This is a genomic window from Pseudomonas tehranensis (assembly GCF_014268615.1).
Lineage (GTDB): Bacteria > Pseudomonadota > Gammaproteobacteria > Pseudomonadales > Pseudomonadaceae > Aquipseudomonas > Aquipseudomonas tehranensis.
In genome coordinates this window covers 17,618-33,205 of sequence record NZ_JABWQV010000035.1, presented here as the reverse complement: position 1 = coordinate 33,205, position 15,588 = coordinate 17,618, and the positions used below count along the sequence as shown (strand labels likewise).

The following is a 15,588-nucleotide window of genomic DNA, read 5'->3' as shown; positions in this document are numbered from 1 at the left end:
GCATTTTATCTGCACATAACAAACCCCCCGGCAGGGCCGGGGGTTTTTAACGTCACTCGTCGAGGAAGGAGCGCAGGTGCTCGCTTCGCGTCGGGTGGCGCAATTTGCGCAAGGCTTTGGCCTCGATCTGACGAATCCGCTCGCGGGTTACGTCAAACTGCTTACCGACTTCCTCAAGGGTGTGGTCGGTATTCATGTCGATGCCGAAACGCATGCGCAGTACCTTGGCTTCACGGGCAGTGAGACCGGAGAGTACTTCGCGAGTCGCTTCCTTGAGGCTCTCAACGGTGGCGACATCGATCGGCGACTGCATGGTGGAGTCTTCGATGAAGTCACCCAGATGGGAGTCTTCGTCATCACCGATCGGGGTTTCCATGGAGATCGGCTCTTTGGCGATCTTCAATACCTTGCGGATTTTGTCCTCGGGCATTTCCATGCGTTCGCCCAGCTCTTCCGGGGTCGGTTCACGGCCCATCTCCTGCAACATCTGCCGGGAAATGCGGTTGAGCTTGTTGATGGTCTCGATCATGTGCACCGGAATACGGATGGTGCGGGCCTGGTCGGCGATCGAGCGAGTGATCGCCTGACGGATCCACCAGGTGGCATAAGTCGAGAACTTGTAGCCGCGACGGTATTCGAACTTGTCCACCGCTTTCATCAGGCCGATGTTGCCTTCCTGGATCAGATCGAGGAATTGCAGACCGCGGTTGGTGTACTTCTTGGCGATGGAGATCACCAGACGCAAGTTCGCTTCGACCATCTCTTTCTTCGCGCGGCGGGCCTTGGCCTCACCGATCGACATGCGACGGTTGATGTCCTTGATCTCAGCGACGGTCAGGCCGGTTTCGGCCTCCAGCGCGGTCAGTTTCTGCTGGCAACGAACGATGTCCGGTTGCAGGCGGGCAATGGCTTCAGCGTATTTGCTTTTGCCTTTGGCCAGTGCATCGGTCCAGCTTTCGTCGACTTCGTGACCAGGGAACTGACGCAGGAAATCAGCACGTGGCATGCGGGCATCACGCACGCACAGTTGCATGATCGCGCGCTCTTGCTGACGCAGACGATCCAGGGCGCCGCGGACACGCTCGACCAGGCCTTCGAATTGCTTTGGCACCAGTTTGATCGGCATGAACAGCTCGGCCAGTGCCAACAGCTCGGCAATTGCCTGCTTGTTGTTGCGGCCATGCTTCTTCAGCGCCTTGCGGGTGATTTCCATCTGGTCGGCCACGGCGCCGAAACGCTGGGCAGCGATGACCGGATCCGGACCGCTTTCGGCTTCTTCTTCGTCGTCGCTGGCGTCGGCGTCGTCGTCATCGGTGTCGTCGTCGGCCTTGGCGGCTTTCGCGTCGATCGGCGGCGGCACTTCGGCTGCAGGCGGCGCGATACCGTCGTCCGGGTCGATGTAACCGCTCAGGACGTCGGACAGGCGGCCACCTTCGGTGGTGACGCGGGTGTACTCGGAGAGAATATGGTCAACCGTGCCAGGGAAGTGCGCGATTGCGCCCATCACTTCGCGGATGCCTTCTTCAATGCGCTTGGCGATTTCGATTTCGCCTTCACGCGTGAGGAGCTCTACCGTACCCATTTCACGCATGTACATGCGCACGGGATCGGTGGTGCGACCAATGTCGGTCTCGACCGCTGCCAACGCTGCGGCCGCTTCTTCAGCGGCCGCCTCGTCGGTATCGGCGTCGGCCAGCATAAGGGCATCCTTATCTGGAGCAACCTCGAATACGTTGATCCCCATGTCGTTGATCATGCGGATGATGTCTTCCACCTGTTCCGGATCTGAAATATCCTCCGGCAGGTGGTCGTTGACCTCCGCGTAAGTCAGGTAGCCCTGCTCACGACCCAATAGGATCAACTCTTTGATACGAGACTGCTGTTGCGCTTTTCCGGACATAACACCCTATCCACTGAAGGTCTTGGCGGGCAAAAAACAAGCCGAGGATTATACCTGAGCTGTGACCTCACGCGCCAGTTGAGGTCGGGTTTGATGCGCAAACATTGCGGCTGAGTAAGTCGCGCAATTGGTTTTTCTCTTCGCTGGTCAACTCGCTCTGGCGAGCTTTTCGCAGAAGTTGTTCCAGATTTCGCTCGCGTTGGCGGGCGGACAAGCTAGTAATGGTGTCGAAAAACTGTTGTTCAAGGTTGTCTCCATCAATCAGCCATTCCTTCTCGGCCAGGGCCTTCAACAGGCGCCCTTGTTCGGTGCCGTGCCACCGGGCGATCAACTGGAAAGAGTTAAGTTTGGGGTTCTTCTGCACGGCTTCAAGGAGTGCGATCAGCAATTGCGTATTGCTGTGGTCCTCGGCGGCGAAGTGCCCGGCGTCCTCGACCTTTTCAGCCAGTTGCGGGTGGTGCAGCAAAGTCCGCAGGGCGGCCAGTGTTGGTGGTTCGACGGCAGCCGGCACGCGCGGGGCACGTGGCTGGTCGCGATCGCCGCGCTTACCGTTCTTGTCCCAGGGTTTTTTGTCCCATTTCTTGCCGCCGCTGCCCGGTTTCTTGGGGGTCCATTCCTGCGCAGGCGCGTAGTCCTGCTGAGGTTGATGATAGTCGGCGAAATCCGGCATCGCGTCGTAATCAATACCTGGGTCGTAAGCCGGCGGTGCTTCCTGGGGGGCGCTGTGGACCAGATGATTGACCGCCTCGCTGTTCAGGCCGGTGATTTCGGTCAGACGCTGGCGCATCAGTGTGCGCAAGTTGGCGCCAGGTACCTTGTCGATCAGCGGTGCCGCGAGGGTGGCCATGTGAGCCTTGCCTTCGAGGGAGCGTGGATCGGCTTCTTCGGTCAACTGCTGGAAAAAATAATCGGCCAGCGGTTGCGCGTGCTGGTTGATCCGCGCGCGGAACGCATCGGTGCCTTCGGAGCGCACGAGGGTATCCGGATCCTCGCCCTCGGGTAAAAACAGAAAGCGCGCTCGCCGGCCATCCTGCAGGCATGGCAACGTCGCTTCCAGTGCTCGCCAGGCGGCATTGCGGCCGGCTTGATCGCCATCGAAGCAGAACAGCACGCTGGGCACGACGCGAAATAGGCGCTTCATGTGTTCTTCGCTGGTGGCGGTGCCCAGGGTAGCAACGGCATTGCGCAAACCTTGCTGGGCCAGGGCGATCACGTCCATGTAGCCTTCGACGACGATGATTTCGTCGAGGTTGCGGTTGTTCTTGCGCGCTTCGTACAGCCCGTAGAGTTCCTGTCCCTTATGGAATACCGGGGTCTCCGGGGAGTTCAGATACTTGGGCTTGTCGTCGCCCAGGACCCTGCCGCCAAATGCGATGATCCGTCCGCGCGTGTCACGGATCGGGAACATTACCCGGTCGCGGAAGCGGTCATAACGCTTGCCGGTTTCGGCATTCTCGATCAGCAGGCCGGCGTCGATCATCGCGCGCTGCTGCAAGGTGTCGCTGCTTAAGTGCTTGTACAGATTGTCCCAACCGGGCGGGGCAAAGCCGAGGCCGAAGTCCCGGGCGATCTCGCCGGTCAGGCCCCGACCCTTGAGATAATCCACTGCTGCCTTGCGGGCGGGATGGCTTTTGAGGGCCTGACGATAAAAATCGGCCGCCGCGGTCAGCAGTGGGTAGAGCGGCGAGTCGGTTGGTTGGCGCGGTTTGTGCGCTCGGCCACTTTCCTCGCGGGGAATTTCCATGCCCGCGGCTTTGGCCAGTTCTTCGACAGCCTGGGGGAAATCCAGGTTGTCGTGGTCCATGATGAAACCGAGGGCATTGCCGCCAGCGCCACAGCCGAAGCAGTAATAAAACTGTTTGTCGGGGCTGACGCTGAAGGAAGGGGTCTTTTCCTTGTGGAATGGGCAGCAGGCCGTGTAGTTCTTGCCGGCTTTTTTCATTTGCAGGCGAGAGCTGACCACATCGACGATGTCGGTGCGGTTCAGGAGGTCGTCAATAAAGCTCTGGGGAATCAGCCCGGCCATGGCGTTCTCATCATCACTGCGCGAAATATGGACCCGAAATCAGCAGGCGTAACCGACTCTTGGTCTTGAGGCACGGTAAAACGGTGGCTCGACCGGGTCGTCTGCATCATCGCTGTCGGGAAGTGTATCTGCCGATAGTCCACTGACGTTAATCACTAATCAGTATTCGACTGTTTGAATATGTTGCGCTGAGTCCGGTAACGGCCGTTCAGGCCTCGGATCATCAGGTGGGCACGCAAGCAGGTGCCTTGGGCTGATCGTCGTTAGAGGAATCAGGGGTGTGCTCGTCAGTAGCCTTGGAAGGCTCGTCAGAAGAGACGTGCACCGCTGGCAAAAGAGCCAGGTCTGACGTGGTAAAGCAGGTTGTCTCGGTCGCATGTGCGACTTTGACGGTGAAGCATCAAGCGTTTTCCGCAAATGCCATAAGCCCGGCTTGAGGGCCGGGCTTGGCAGAAGCTTGCTACGGACGTCTGTGTATTAGTACAGACGTACGGCGCGGCGCTGTTCGCGCTGAACTTTCTTGGCGTGACGCTTAACAGCGGCTGCTGCTTTGCGCTTACGCTCGGAAGTCGGCTTCTCGTAGAATTCGCGGCTACGAACTTCAGCCAGAACACCGGCTTTTTCGCAGGAGCGCTTGAAACGACGCAGAGCTACGTCGAAGGGTTCGTTCTCTTTTACTTTGACGGCTGGCATCCAGAGCTACCTTCATTCATTACCGGGGTCAACATCCTCGCGGCAAAAGAGCACTTGAAGACGTCGGTTTTTAAGGGTTGCGGATGTTAACCCCTCATCGCTCGGAATGCAAAGCCTCTGATCGAAAACCGCTGGTCGGGGCACAACGTGACGACTATTATGCGCGCCTTCGAATTCAGCCTCTACAAGGCGCAAACCCATGCTAGTACTGGGATTAGAAACCTCCTGCGACGAAACAGGTGTCGCATTATACGACAGTGAACGCGGCCTGTTGGCCGATGCACTGTTCAGCCAGATCGACCTGCACCGCGCCTATGGCGGCGTGGTACCCGAGCTTGCGTCCCGCGATCACGTCAAGCGCATGCTGCCTTTGATTCGCCAGGTCCTGGCCGAGGCCGGCTGTGTGCCGACCGAGATCGACGCCATTGCCTACACCGCCGGGCCGGGCCTGGTGGGCGCGCTGCTGGTGGGTGCTTCCTGTGCCCAGGCGCTCGCCTTCGCCTGGGGTATCCCGGCCTTGGGTGTGCATCACATGGAAGGTCATTTGCTGGCGCCGATGCTGGAGCCGCAACCACCGGAGTTTCCGTTCGTCGCTTTGTTGGTCTCGGGCGGTCATACCCAGTTGGTCCGGGTCGATGGCATCGGCCAATACGAACTGTTGGGAGAAACCCTGGACGACGCTGCCGGTGAAGCTTTCGACAAGACTGCGAAGATGATGGGCCTCAATTACCCGGGCGGACCGGAAATCGCGCGGTTGGCGGCCCAAGGGATTGAAGGGCGTTTCGTCTTTCCGCGGCCGATGTGTGACCGCCCCGGCCTGGATTTCAGCTTCAGCGGCCTGAAAACCTTCGCCCTGAACACCTGGCAGCAATGCGTCAGCGCCGGAGACGACGGCGAGCAAGCCCGTTGCGACATCTCGCTGGCGTTCCAGCAAGCGGTGGTGGAGACTTTGACCATCAAGTGCAAGCGCGCCCTGAAACAGGCAGGACTCAAGCGTCTGGTGATCGCTGGCGGAGTCAGTGCGAATAAGGCTTTGCGCGTGTCACTGGAGAACATGCTTGGCAGCATGAACGGCGACGTTTACTACGCCAGGCCGGAGTTCTGTACAGATAACGGGGCGATGATTGCCTTCGCCGGATGCCAACGTTTGCAAGCTGGCCAGCACGAAAGCCTGGCAATCAGCGTGCAGGCGCGCTGGCCCATGGAGCAGTTGTCACCGCTGTAAGGCGTGCGGTTTAAAAATGCCGTTCGCGCCCGGCAAACAGGTCGCGTAGATTGCCCCGGTGGCGCCAGACGATCAGTGCAACGAGTGCGGTCACCGGCAGCAAGGCCGTCGGTTCCTGCCAGGCCAGCAATGGCAGGATCAGCGGCGTGGCGATCAGGGCGGCCAGGGAGCTGGTGCGGGTCAGGTAGAACGTCAGCAGCCAGGCAGCGACGGCCAGCAGGGCGGCGGGTGGATACAGACCCAGCAACATGCCGGCGGCGGTGGCGACGCCCTTGCCGCCGCGAAAGCGAAAGTACAGCGGGAACAAGTGACCGATGACGGCGCAGACACCGATCCAGGCCTGTTGCTGCAACGAAAGTCCTGCAAGATTGGCGAGCAGAACCGGGACAAGGCCTTTGCAGAGGTCGCCAAGCAAGGTCAGGATGGCAAGTTTGCGTCCGGCCAGGCGCAGCATGTTGGTGGCGCCGGCATTGCCCGAGCCACTCATTCGCGGATCCGGGCGACCGGTCAGGCGGCTGAGCAAAATGGCGAAGGACAGCGAGCCGAGCAGGTAGGCGAAAGTCGCCAGTAACCAAAACATGCTAACTATTCCGGGCGAGGACGCCCTGATTCTAACGGCGCATTGCGCCCTTGTCGTGCTGCGGAGAAGAGTGCTTGGACAGAGTGTTTATCGAAGGCCTGGAAGTCGACACGGTCATTGGTGCCTACGACTGGGAGCGCGGCATCCGCCAGTGTCTGCGGCTGGATCTGAGTTTCGCCTGGGATAACCGTCCGGCCGCCGCCGACGATGACCTGACCCTGGCGCTCGATTACGCCAGCGTATCGTCGCGCATCCAGGCATTTGCCGAGCAAGCCCAGTACCAGTTGGTTGAGACCTTTGCCGAACGACTGGCCCAAGCGTTGATGGACGAGTTCAAGATTACCTGGCTGCGTCTGAAACTGACCAAGCCCGGCGCTGTGCCGGCCGCCAGGGGCGTGGGCGTGGAGATCGAGCGCGGATGTCGCTGACTCAGGTTTTTCTCGGGCTCGGCAGCAATATCGAGCGCGAAGCCCACTTGTGCGCAGGTCTTGAAGCCCTTGCCGGGTTCCTGGTGGACATACGCTGTTCGGCGGTGTTCGAGAGCCAGCCGGTGGGCATCAAGAGCGGGCCTTTTTTCAATTTCGTCGTAGCTGCCTACACGGATCTGCCGCTGATGGAGCTGGACCGTCGCCTCAAGTTCATCGAGGCAGACAATGGTCGTTATGCGCCGGACCGCAAAGGGCTGCCGCTGGATATCGACGTGTTGTTGTATGGCGAGCAGGTCGGCAATTTCGACGGCTTGATCCTGCCCCGCGCCGAAATCCTCAAGAACGCCTTTGTCCTTTGGCCGTTGTCATTGATTGCGCCCGACCGGATTCATCCTGGCGTGGGAAAAAGCTTCGCGACTTTGTGGGATGAGGCGCAGATTGACCAGGTGCTGGCGCCGGTGGCTTTTGAATGGCGCGGTGTACCGCTCACGCCTTTTGAGCTGCTGTCAGGCCTCTGACGTCATCGCGCGAGCTGGCTCGCTTCCACATTGCCCCTGAGCGGTCCGCGATATCCTGTGGGAGCGAGCCCGCTCGCGATGGCGGCGGCCTATGCTCCCCAGATGCAAGCCGACACAAGCTCTGTCAGTTCGTCGCTTCCTTGTATGCCTTCAACGCCTTGAGGCGCTCACGCTTGATCGCCTCGCCCAGTTCAGGTCCCTTGAAGCCTTTTTCCAGCAAGGGCTGCACCGCTACTCCGCGTGCGGCCGTTGCCGCTCCCCGCAGGTAATCCGCCTGTGGATAACTTCGACTCTCCAGGCCCTTACGGCCCCGCGCATCCATCTCGCACGCAGCGATGAACTCCTCGAAGCGCTGGGGGCGGCGATAGACGTCAAAGCTGTGCAACAGCTCAAGCAAGGTAGAAGCCTTCAGCTCAAGCGCACGATGACCATGGGTGTGGTATTGGCCGACGAGTAACGCCAGTTCCTGGCAGTCGCGAGGCGCCTTGAAACGTTCATTGACCGCTTTGATCAGCTTCAGCCCCTTGTGCTCATGGGCGATGTGTCGCGGCCATTCATGTTCGGGCGTCTGCCCTTTGCCCAGATCGTGCAACAGGCACGCCCAACGGACCGTCAGTGGCTGTTCATGCAGGGCTGCCTGCTCCAGCACGCTCAGAGTGTGGACGCCGGTGTCGATTTCCGGGTGATGGGCCTCGGGTTGCGGCACGCCGAACAGTGCATCCACCTCGGGCATCAAGACTTTGAGGGCTGTGCAATCGCGCAGGACCTGGATAAACACCTGTGGTTGTTTTTCCATGAGGGCGCGGGAAATTTCTTTCCAGCTGCGCTCGGCGGTCAAGGCTTGCAATTCGCCAGAGTCGCTGAGCTGGCGCATCAGTTCCAGGGTTTCGTCCGCCACTTTGAAACCCAGCGCAGCATAGCGCGCGGCAAAGCGGGCAACCCGCAGGACCCTGAGGGGATCTTCGGCGAACGCGGGGGAAACATGACGTAGCAGGCGGGCTTTGAGGTCGCGTTGGCCGTGGTACGGGTCGGTAAGATTGCCATGGTCATCTTCGGCCATGGCGTTGATCGTCAGGTCCCTGCGGATCAGGTCTTCTTCGAGGGTGACTTCAGGGCTGGCATGGAACACGAAGCCGCCATAACCGCGGCCACTTTTGCGTTCGGTGCGGGCTAGGGCGTATTCCTCCCCGGTCTTGGGATCAAGGAATACCGGAAAATCAGCTCCCACTGGGCGAAAGCCCTTGGCGAGCATGTCCTCGGCAGTAGCCCCCACCACGACCCGATCGATGTCGGTGACAGGAATGCCCAGCAGGCGATCGCGAACGGCGCCGCCGACTTTATAGATCTGCATAAAAAACCTCCGTTGGTCTGACAGGATAACCTTTGCGCCAGGCGTTCGGAGGTGAAAACGGGTTCAAAGATGAATGACGGCTAGGTCCAGCCGGCCATAATCTCCTTCGGTTTGTTCGGTTCTGGGTGGCACGTGATGGGTTTTCATCACTTGGTCGCCCTGCAAGGTTTCGAGATGAATGTCGAACCCCCAGAGGCGGTGCAGGTGCTTGAGGACTTCATCGGTTGAATCGCCCAGCGGTTTGCGATCGTGTGCCTGATGGCGCAGCGTCAGCGAGCGATCGCCCCGGCGATCGATACTGTAGATCTGAACGTTGGGCTCGCGGTTGCCCAGGTTGTATTGCGCCGCCAGCGTCTCGCGGATGACGCGATAACCGCTTTCATCGTGGATGGCTGGCACCAGCAGGTCATCTTTCTGGTCATCATCGAGGATGCTGAACAGTTTCAGGTCGCGGATGACCTTGGGCGAGAGGTACTGGAGGATGAAGCTCTCGTCCTTGAAGCTGCTCATAGCGAATTTAATGGCGGACAACCAATCCGAGCCGGCGATGTCCGGGAACCAGCGCCGATCCTCCTCGGTGGGGTTTTCGCACATGCGCCGGATATCGCGGTACATGGCAAAGCCCAGCGCATAAGGGTTGATGCCGCTGTAATACGGGCTGTCGAAACCGGGCTGGAACACCACGCTGGTGTGGGACGTGAGGAACTCCATCATAAAGCCGTCGGTGACCAGGCCTTCGTCGTACAGGTCGTTCATCAGCGTGTAATGCCAGAACGTGGCCCAGCCTTCGTTCATGACCTGGGTCTGGCGCTGTGGATAAAAGTATTGGGCGATCTTGCGCACGATGCGCACGATCTCCCGCTGCCACGGCTCCAGCAGCGGCGCGTGTTTTTCAATGAAATAGAGGATGTTTTCCTGAGGCTCGGCAGGGAAGCGCGCGTTGTCTTTCTCGCTGTACTTGTCGGCACCTTTGGGAATGGTGCGCCACAGATCGTTGATCTGCTTTTGCAGATGTTCTTCGCGATCCTTTTGACGCCGGCGTTCTTCTTCGGCGGAAATCGGATACGGTCGTTTGTAGCGGTCCACGCCGTAGTTCATCAGCGCATGGCAGGAGTCCAGCAGGTCCTCCACGGCATCGATGCCGTGACGCTCCTCGCATTGCATGATGTATTGCTTGGCAAATACCAGGTAATCGATGATCGAGCTGGCATCGGTCCAGGTGCGAAACAGGTAATTACCCTTGAAGAAGCTGTTGTGGCCGTAGCACGCATGGGCCACCACCAAGGCCTGCATGCAGATGGTATTTTCTTCCATCAGGTAGGCGATGCAAGGGTCGGAGTTGATCACGATCTCATAGGCCAACCCCATCTGGCCGCGGCTGTAGGATTTCTCGGTACTGAGGAAGTGCTTGCCGTAGGACCAGTGGTGATAGCCCAGTGGCATGCCGACCGAGGCGTAGGCGTCCATCATCTGTTCGGCGGTGATCACCTCGATCTGGTTCGGGTAAGTGTCCAGGGCATAACGGTCCGCGATACGGCTGATTTCGCGGTCGTAGGCCTGGATCAGCTCGAACGTCCATTCCGAGCCGGTGGAGATGGGTTGACGCTTCTGCTCTTTTTTGGCGGTCATGTCACTAACCTGCGCTGGAAGAGTTCACGGAAGACCGGGTATATATCCCCGGCCGAAACCAGTTGCTGTTGGGCAAATGTGTCGGAAAACGCTTCGGCAATGCGTTCATATTCGTACCACAAGGCCTGATGTTCCCGTGGAGTAATTTCCACATAGGTGTAGTACTGGACGAACGGCATGATCTGGTTGATCAGGATGTCGCGGCAAATGGGTGAATCATCGTTCCAGTTGTCGCCGTCGGACGCCTGGGCGGCATAGATGTTCCATTCATTGGCCGGATAGCGTTCAGCCATGATTTCCTGCATCAGCTTCAGGGCACTGGAGACAATCGTGCCGCCGGTTTCCCGGGAATAGAAGAACTCCTCTTCGTCCACTTCCCTGGCGCTGGTATGGTGGCGGATGAACACCACATCGATCTTGTCGTAGTTCCGTTTGAGGAACAGGTACAACAGGATGAAGAACCGCTTGGCAATATCCTTGGTGGCCTGGGTCATGGACCCTGACACGTCCATCAGGCAGAACATCACGGCCTTGGAACTGGGGTTGGGTTGTTTCACCAGCAGGTTGTACTTGAGGTCGAAGGTATCGAGAAATGGCACACGGTGAATCCGCGCGCTAAGTTTTTCGATCTCCGCTTCCAGCTCCTGAATATCGCCAAAATTGTCGGGTTCTTCGCGCTTCAGGCGGGCGAGTTCCTCCTTTGTCTCGCGCAATTTTGCCCGGCTGCTGCCGGACAGCGCGATGCGCCGGGCATGGGCCGAGCGAAGCGTACGGATAATGTTGATACGCGAAGGATTGCCTTCATTGCTGATGCCGGCGCGCACCGTCTTGAACGTATCGGTGCCGGTCAGATTGCGCTTGACCAGATTCGGCAGCTCGAGGTCCTCGAACATGAACTCCAGGAATTCCTCCTGGGTAATCTGGAACACGAATTCGTCCATGCCCTCGCCGGAGTTGCCGGCCTTGCCCGGACCTCTCCCGCCACCTCCGCCTTGCGGACGCGGAATGTGTTCGCCGCTGGTGAATTCCTTGTTGCCGGGGTGCACGACAGTTTGTTTGCCGCCACGCCCGTGGTGAAGCACCGGCTCGTCGATGTCGCGTCCGGGGATACTGATTTGCTCGCCATGTTCCATGTCGGTAATGGAACGGCGGCTGACCGCCTCTTCGACGGCCTTCTTGATGTGGTCACGGTAACGCCGCAGAAACCGCTGGCGGTTCACCGTGCTTTTGTTCTTGCCATTAAGGCGTCGGTCGATCACATAGCTCATGGGTGGCCCTCTGGGCAGCTTCAAGTTGTGAGCTACAAGCTGCAAGTAGACGCGCTGACCCGGATATCAGGCTTACGCGCTTTTTTTCTTGCAGCTTGTAGCTTGTAGCTTGCTACTGCCTCACTGCGATTTCCGGACCCGCAGGTACCACTCGGAGAGCAGGCGTACCTGTTTGTCGGTGTAGCCACGTTCGACCATGCGTGTGACGAAGTCGTTGTGTTTTTGCTGGTCCTCCTTGCTGGCCTTGGCGTTGAAGCTGATGACCGGCAACAGGTCTTCGGTGTTGGAGAACATTTTTTTCTCGATGACCACCCGCAGCTTTTCGTAGCTGAGCCAGGTTGGGTTCTTGCCGTTGTTGTTGGCCCGGGCCCGCAAGACAAAGTTGACGATTTCGTTGCGGAAATCCTTGGGATTGCTGATCCCGGCCGGTTTCTCGATTTTTTCCAGTTCCTCGTTCAGCGCCACGCGGTTGAGGATTTCGCCGGTTTCCGGATCGCGGTATTCCTGATCCTGGATCCAGAAGTCTGCGTAAAGCACGTAGCGATCGAAGATGTTCTGCCCATATTCGCTGTAGGACTCCAGGTACGCGGTCTGGATTTCCTTGCCGATGAACTCGATATAACGCGGAGCCAGATACTCCTTCAGGAAACGCAGGTAACGCTCGCGAGTTTCCGCCTGGAACTGTTCCTGCTCGATCTGCTGTTCCAATACATACAGCAGGTGAACCGGGTTGGCTGCGATTTCGTGTGGATCGAAGTTGAAAACCTTGGACAGGATCTTGAAGGCAAAACGTGTGGACAGACCATTCATCCCTTCATCGACCCCCGCGTTGTCGCGGTATTCCTGGATCGACTTGGCCTTAGGATCGGTGTCCTTGAGATTCTCACCGTCGTAGACGCGCATCTTCGAATAGATGTTGGAGTTTTCCGGCTCCTTCAGGCGCGACAGCACAGTGAACTGGGCAAGCATCTTCAGTGTGTCGGGGGCGCAGTGGGCCTTGGACAAGGAGCTGTTGAACAGCAGCTTGTCGTAGATCTTGACCTCGTCGGTGACTCGCAGGCAGTAGGGCACCTTGACGATGTAGATCCGGTCGATGAAGGCTTCGTTGTTCTTGTTGTTGCGGAAGGTGTGCCATTCCGATTCGTTGGAGTGCGCCAGCAGAATGCCGCTGAACGGAATCGCCCCCAGCCCTTCAGTGCTGTTGTAGTTGCCTTCCTGGGTTGCGGTCAGCAGGGGGTGCAGCACTTTGATGGGCGCCTTGAACATTTCGACGAATTCCATCAGGCCTTGGTTGGCCCGGCACAGCGCACCCGAATAGCTGTAGGCGTCGGCGTCGTTTTGAGGAAACTCCTCCAGCTTGCGGATATCGACCTTACCCACGAGGGCGGAAATGTCCTGGTTGTTTTCATCCCCCGGTTCGGTCTTGGCCACCGCGATCTGGTTGAGGATCGAAGGGTAGAGCTTGACCACCCGGAACTGGCTGATGTCACCGCCGAACTCGGCCAGACGCTTGGTGGCCCATGGCGACATGATGGTATTGAGGTAGCGGCGCGGAATACCGAAGTCTTCCTCCAGAATCGCGCCATCTTCGGTAGCGTTGAACAGCCCCAGGGGGGATTCGAATACTGGAGAACCCTTGATGGCGTAGAAGGGCACCTTTTCGATCAGTTCCTTGAGCTTCTCGGCCAGGGACGATTTACCGCCGCCGACGGGACCCAGCAGGTACAGGATCTGTTTCTTTTCTTCCAGACCCTGAGCGGCGTGGCGGAAATAGGACACGATCTGGTCGATGCACTCTTCCATGCCATGGAAGTCCTGGAAGGTCGGATAGCGGCGAATCACCTTGTTGGAAAAGATCCGCGAAAGCCTCGAATTGGCCGAGGTATCCAGCAGTTCCGGTTCTCCGATTGCCAGCAACAGGCGTTCCGCAGCCGATGCGTAGGCGCTGCGGTCCTGCTTGCAGAGATCGAGGTATTCCTGCAGCGAGTATTCCTCCTGCCGCGTGGACTCGAAACGTTGCTGGAAGTGGCTAAAAATGCTCATGACGTCACCTCGCTCGATACGTGGAGCCGGTGTCGGATCAATCAGTCGATGCTGGTCGGCCGCTGGGAACCCAGCTGCCGTTTACCCCCCCAGAATGCTTTCAGAAATGCCGTCTCCTGAAAGCTGTCTCCCGATGAACCCGCGCGCCGGTGTACCGGCTCTCCCCTGTTTTGGATGGCCTGAGGCTAAGGATAGTTCGGAATCGGAGAGGTAAAGGTTGAATGCGTAATTAGTTGTGGCAGACCGTTCGTCCGCCATCACCCAAACCCGCGGTTCACGTGGGCTTGGGCGTCATAAAAATTATTCCGGGTTACCTGGGGCTGTTTCTTCAGGGTAAATCGTGCGCCACCGCTCAAAACCGCCATCCAGGCTATAGACATCGGAGAAGCCTTGGCTGACCAGGTAAGCGGCCGCGCTCTGGCTGGAATTGCCGTGATAACAGACCACCACCACGGGGGCGTCGAGGTCCGCATTGCGGATGAAATCAGAGAGGGAGTGGTTATCCAGATGGGTCGAGCCGCTGATGTGCAGGGCAGCGAATGTGGCCGGATCACGAACGTCGACGACAACCGCGCCTGTTTCACGCAGGGCCTGGGCCTGCTCTGGGGGGATGCGTTTAAAAGCGGTCATTAGGGACTCCTGTAGCCTGACGCGCGGCACCGATCAAACGATGGTAGCGGCCGTTACTGATGCAATGGTCGGATGATGAAGGGATTTGGCGTGACCCTGTTCGTCACACTCGCAACGCAGTTGCTCGCCCGAGTCGACGTTCATCAGGGTCATCGCGCTACCCCATACGCATCCGGTGTCGAGGGCGAAAACCCCAGGTTCGTCGGATTGGCCTTCCAGTGCCGCCCAGTGCCCGAAAATGATCTTCAGATTACGGGTCTTGCGCTCTTTGTGTTTGAACCAGGGGGCGTAACCAGGTGGCGCGGTCTCGATGCCTTCCTTGCCCTTGAGGTCCAGCTTACCGTCGCGGGTGCAGAAGCGCATGCGGGTGAAATAATTGGTGATGACTCGCAGACGGGCGGTGCCGGTGAGATCGTTGTCCCATTTGACCGGTTCATTGCCGTACATGCCATCCAGGTAGGGGCCGAACAGGTTGTCGTCGCGCAGCGCTTGTTCGACTTCGCCGGCGCACTTGAGCGCCTTGCGCAAGGACCATTGGGGTGGGATGCCGGCGTGCACCAGCGCTAGGTTGCGCTGCTCGTCGTAGTGCATCAGCTTTTGCAGGCGCAGCCATTCCAGCAGCTCGACGCAATCGGGGGCATCGAGGATTTCGCTCAAGGTATCGGATTTTTTCAGGCGCTCGATGTTCTGCCAGGCGGCCAGCAGGTGCAGGTCGTGATTGCCGAGCACGCAGACCAGCGAATCGCGGATGTTGTAGAGAAAGCGCAAGGTCTCAAGCGATTGTGGGCCCCGATTGACCAGATCGCCCACCAGCCACAGCGTGTCTTTCTGTGGGTCGAAGGCGACCCGTTCCAGCAGGCATTTGAGCGGGTCCAGGCAACCTTGCAGATCGCCGACCGCATACGTCGCCATCAGTGCAAGGCTCCGGGCACCGCCAGGCGAAACGGCTTGATGATCGCGTCGAAACGCGTGCCGTCCTCCGCCAGCATCTGGTACGTGCCCTGCATGGTGCCGACCTTGGTCGTCATCACCGTCCCACTGCTGTAGCTGTGGCTTTTTCCAGCGTCGATCAGCGGTTGCTGACCGACCACCCCCTCGCCCCGCACATGTTCAACATGACCATCGCCGTCGGTGATGACCCAGTGGCGTGATAGCAGCCGGGCTGGCAATGAGCCGTTGTTGCTCACGGTAATGGTATAGGCGAAGGCGAAACGGTTGTGCTCGGGTTGCGACTGTTCTGCCAGAAAGCGGGTGGCGACGCTGACGTCGACCTGATAACGAAGATCGGACATGCAAA

General features: G+C 58.8%; 14 protein-coding genes. 3 read left to right on the top strand and 11 right to left on the bottom strand.

Features of this window, described 5'->3' with window-relative positions; translation table 11 throughout:
* Positions 1 to 52: 52 nt before the first annotated feature.
* The 3 genes from rpoD to rpsU form a co-directional block, all read right to left on the bottom strand.
* Positions 53 to 1,900 (bottom strand): RNA polymerase sigma factor RpoD, encoded by a 1,848-nt coding sequence (rpoD, locus tag HU811_RS09220; protein WP_092400887.1) that lies wholly within the window; start codon positions 1,898 to 1,900, stop codon positions 53 to 55.
* Positions 1,901 to 1,967: 67 nt separating this feature from the next.
* On the bottom strand, positions 1,968 to 3,926 hold the full coding sequence (dnaG, locus tag HU811_RS09215) for a DNA primase (RefSeq protein WP_186655398.1): 1,959 nt from the start codon (positions 3,924 to 3,926) through the stop codon (positions 1,968 to 1,970).
* 477 nt (positions 3,927 to 4,403) lie between these two features.
* Positions 4,404 to 4,619, bottom strand: a complete 216-nt coding sequence (rpsU, locus tag HU811_RS09210) for a 30S ribosomal protein S21 (protein WP_002551877.1) — start codon at positions 4,617 to 4,619, stop codon at positions 4,404 to 4,406.
* Between the two features lie 199 nt (positions 4,620 to 4,818).
* Here rpsU and tsaD point away from each other — a divergent pair, with 199 nt between their 5' ends.
* Positions 4,819 to 5,844, top strand: a complete 1,026-nt coding sequence (gene tsaD, locus HU811_RS09205) for a tRNA (adenosine(37)-N6)-threonylcarbamoyltransferase complex transferase subunit TsaD (RefSeq protein ID WP_092455656.1) — start codon at positions 4,819 to 4,821, stop codon at positions 5,842 to 5,844.
* 10 nt (positions 5,845 to 5,854) lie between these two features.
* Here the strand turns inward: tsaD and plsY are convergent, their stop codons facing one another.
* The gene (gene plsY, locus HU811_RS09200; RefSeq protein WP_092400896.1) at positions 5,855 to 6,424 is read right to left on the bottom strand and encodes a glycerol-3-phosphate 1-O-acyltransferase PlsY; all 570 of its coding nucleotides are present in this window, start codon (positions 6,422 to 6,424) and stop codon (positions 5,855 to 5,857) included.
* A gap of 74 nt (positions 6,425 to 6,498) precedes the next feature.
* On the opposite strand from plsY, the gene folB reads away from it, so the two are divergent.
* Complete coding sequence (folB, locus tag HU811_RS09195) at positions 6,499 to 6,852, top strand: dihydroneopterin aldolase (protein WP_092400899.1); 354 nt, start codon at positions 6,499 to 6,501, stop codon at positions 6,850 to 6,852.
* The gene (gene folK, locus HU811_RS09190) at positions 6,843 to 7,370 is read left to right on the top strand and encodes a 2-amino-4-hydroxy-6-hydroxymethyldihydropteridine diphosphokinase (protein WP_092400902.1); all 528 of its coding nucleotides are present in this window, start codon (positions 6,843 to 6,845) and stop codon (positions 7,368 to 7,370) included. Before folB ends, folK begins: the two co-directional genes overlap by 10 nt.
* Positions 7,371 to 7,494: 124 nt before the next feature.
* Here the strand turns inward: folK and HU811_RS09185 are convergent, their stop codons facing one another.
* From HU811_RS09185 to apaG, 7 genes are all read right to left on the bottom strand, one after another.
* Positions 7,495 to 8,721, bottom strand: a complete 1,227-nt coding sequence (locus HU811_RS09185; protein WP_186655396.1) for a multifunctional CCA addition/repair protein — start codon at positions 8,719 to 8,721, stop codon at positions 7,495 to 7,497.
* A 63-nt stretch (positions 8,722 to 8,784) separates the two neighbouring features.
* Positions 8,785 to 10,350 (bottom strand): SpoVR family protein, encoded by a 1,566-nt coding sequence (locus HU811_RS09180; RefSeq protein WP_092400907.1) that lies wholly within the window; start codon positions 10,348 to 10,350, stop codon positions 8,785 to 8,787.
* A complete protein-coding gene (locus HU811_RS09175) occupies positions 10,347 to 11,618 on the bottom strand; it encodes a YeaH/YhbH family protein (RefSeq protein WP_047228076.1) in 1,272 nt (423 codons plus the stop codon). The genes HU811_RS09180 and HU811_RS09175 overlap by 4 nt, the downstream gene beginning before the upstream one ends.
* 120 nt (positions 11,619 to 11,738) lie before the next feature.
* A complete protein-coding gene (locus HU811_RS09170) occupies positions 11,739 to 13,661 on the bottom strand; it encodes a PrkA family serine protein kinase (RefSeq protein ID WP_047228075.1) in 1,923 nt (640 codons plus the stop codon).
* 300 nt (positions 13,662 to 13,961) lie between these two features.
* A complete protein-coding gene (gene glpE, locus HU811_RS09165; protein WP_092400911.1) occupies positions 13,962 to 14,291 on the bottom strand; it encodes a thiosulfate sulfurtransferase GlpE in 330 nt (109 codons plus the stop codon).
* A 33-nt stretch (positions 14,292 to 14,324) separates the two neighbouring features.
* Positions 14,325 to 15,203: a symmetrical bis(5'-nucleosyl)-tetraphosphatase gene (locus tag HU811_RS09160; protein WP_186655394.1), complete on the bottom strand. Its 879-nt coding sequence runs from the start codon at positions 15,201 to 15,203 to the stop codon at positions 14,325 to 14,327.
* A complete protein-coding gene (apaG, locus tag HU811_RS09155; protein WP_047228072.1) occupies positions 15,203 to 15,583 on the bottom strand; it encodes a Co2+/Mg2+ efflux facilitator ApaG/CorD in 381 nt (126 codons plus the stop codon). Before apaG ends, HU811_RS09160 begins: the two co-directional genes overlap by 1 nt.
* Between the last annotated feature and the right edge of the window lie 5 nt (positions 15,584 to 15,588).

Coding starts and splice junctions, on each gene's coding strand:
- rpoD (WP_092400887.1), bottom strand. CDS start 1,900: ATGTCCGGAAAAGCGCAACAGCAGTCTCGTATCAAAGAGTTGATCCTA.
- dnaG (WP_186655398.1), bottom strand. CDS start 3,926: ATGGCCGGGCTGATTCCCCAGAGCTTTATTGACGACCTCCTGAACCGC.
- rpsU (WP_002551877.1), bottom strand. CDS start 4,619: ATGCCAGCCGTCAAAGTAAAAGAGAACGAACCCTTCGACGTAGCTCTG.
- tsaD (WP_092455656.1), top strand. CDS start 4,819: ATGCTAGTACTGGGATTAGAAACCTCCTGCGACGAAACAGGTGTCGCA.
- plsY (WP_092400896.1), bottom strand. CDS start 6,424: ATGTTTTGGTTACTGGCGACTTTCGCCTACCTGCTCGGCTCGCTGTCC.
- folK (WP_092400902.1), top strand. CDS start 6,843: ATGTCGCTGACTCAGGTTTTTCTCGGGCTCGGCAGCAATATCGAGCGC.
- HU811_RS09185 (WP_186655396.1), bottom strand. CDS start 8,721: ATGCAGATCTATAAAGTCGGCGGCGCCGTTCGCGATCGCCTGCTGGGC.
- HU811_RS09180 (WP_092400907.1), bottom strand. CDS start 10,350: ATGACCGCCAAAAAAGAGCAGAAGCGTCAACCCATCTCCACCGGCTCG.
- HU811_RS09175 (WP_047228076.1), bottom strand. CDS start 11,618: ATGAGCTATGTGATCGACCGACGCCTTAATGGCAAGAACAAAAGCACG.
- HU811_RS09170 (WP_047228075.1), bottom strand. CDS start 13,661: ATGAGCATTTTTAGCCACTTCCAGCAACGTTTCGAGTCCACGCGGCAG.
- glpE (WP_092400911.1), bottom strand. CDS start 14,291: ATGACCGCTTTTAAACGCATCCCCCCAGAGCAGGCCCAGGCCCTGCGT.
- HU811_RS09160 (WP_186655394.1), bottom strand. CDS start 15,203: ATGGCGACGTATGCGGTCGGCGATCTGCAAGGTTGCCTGGACCCGCTC.
- apaG (WP_047228072.1), bottom strand. CDS start 15,583: ATGTCCGATCTTCGTTATCAGGTCGACGTCAGCGTCGCCACCCGCTTT.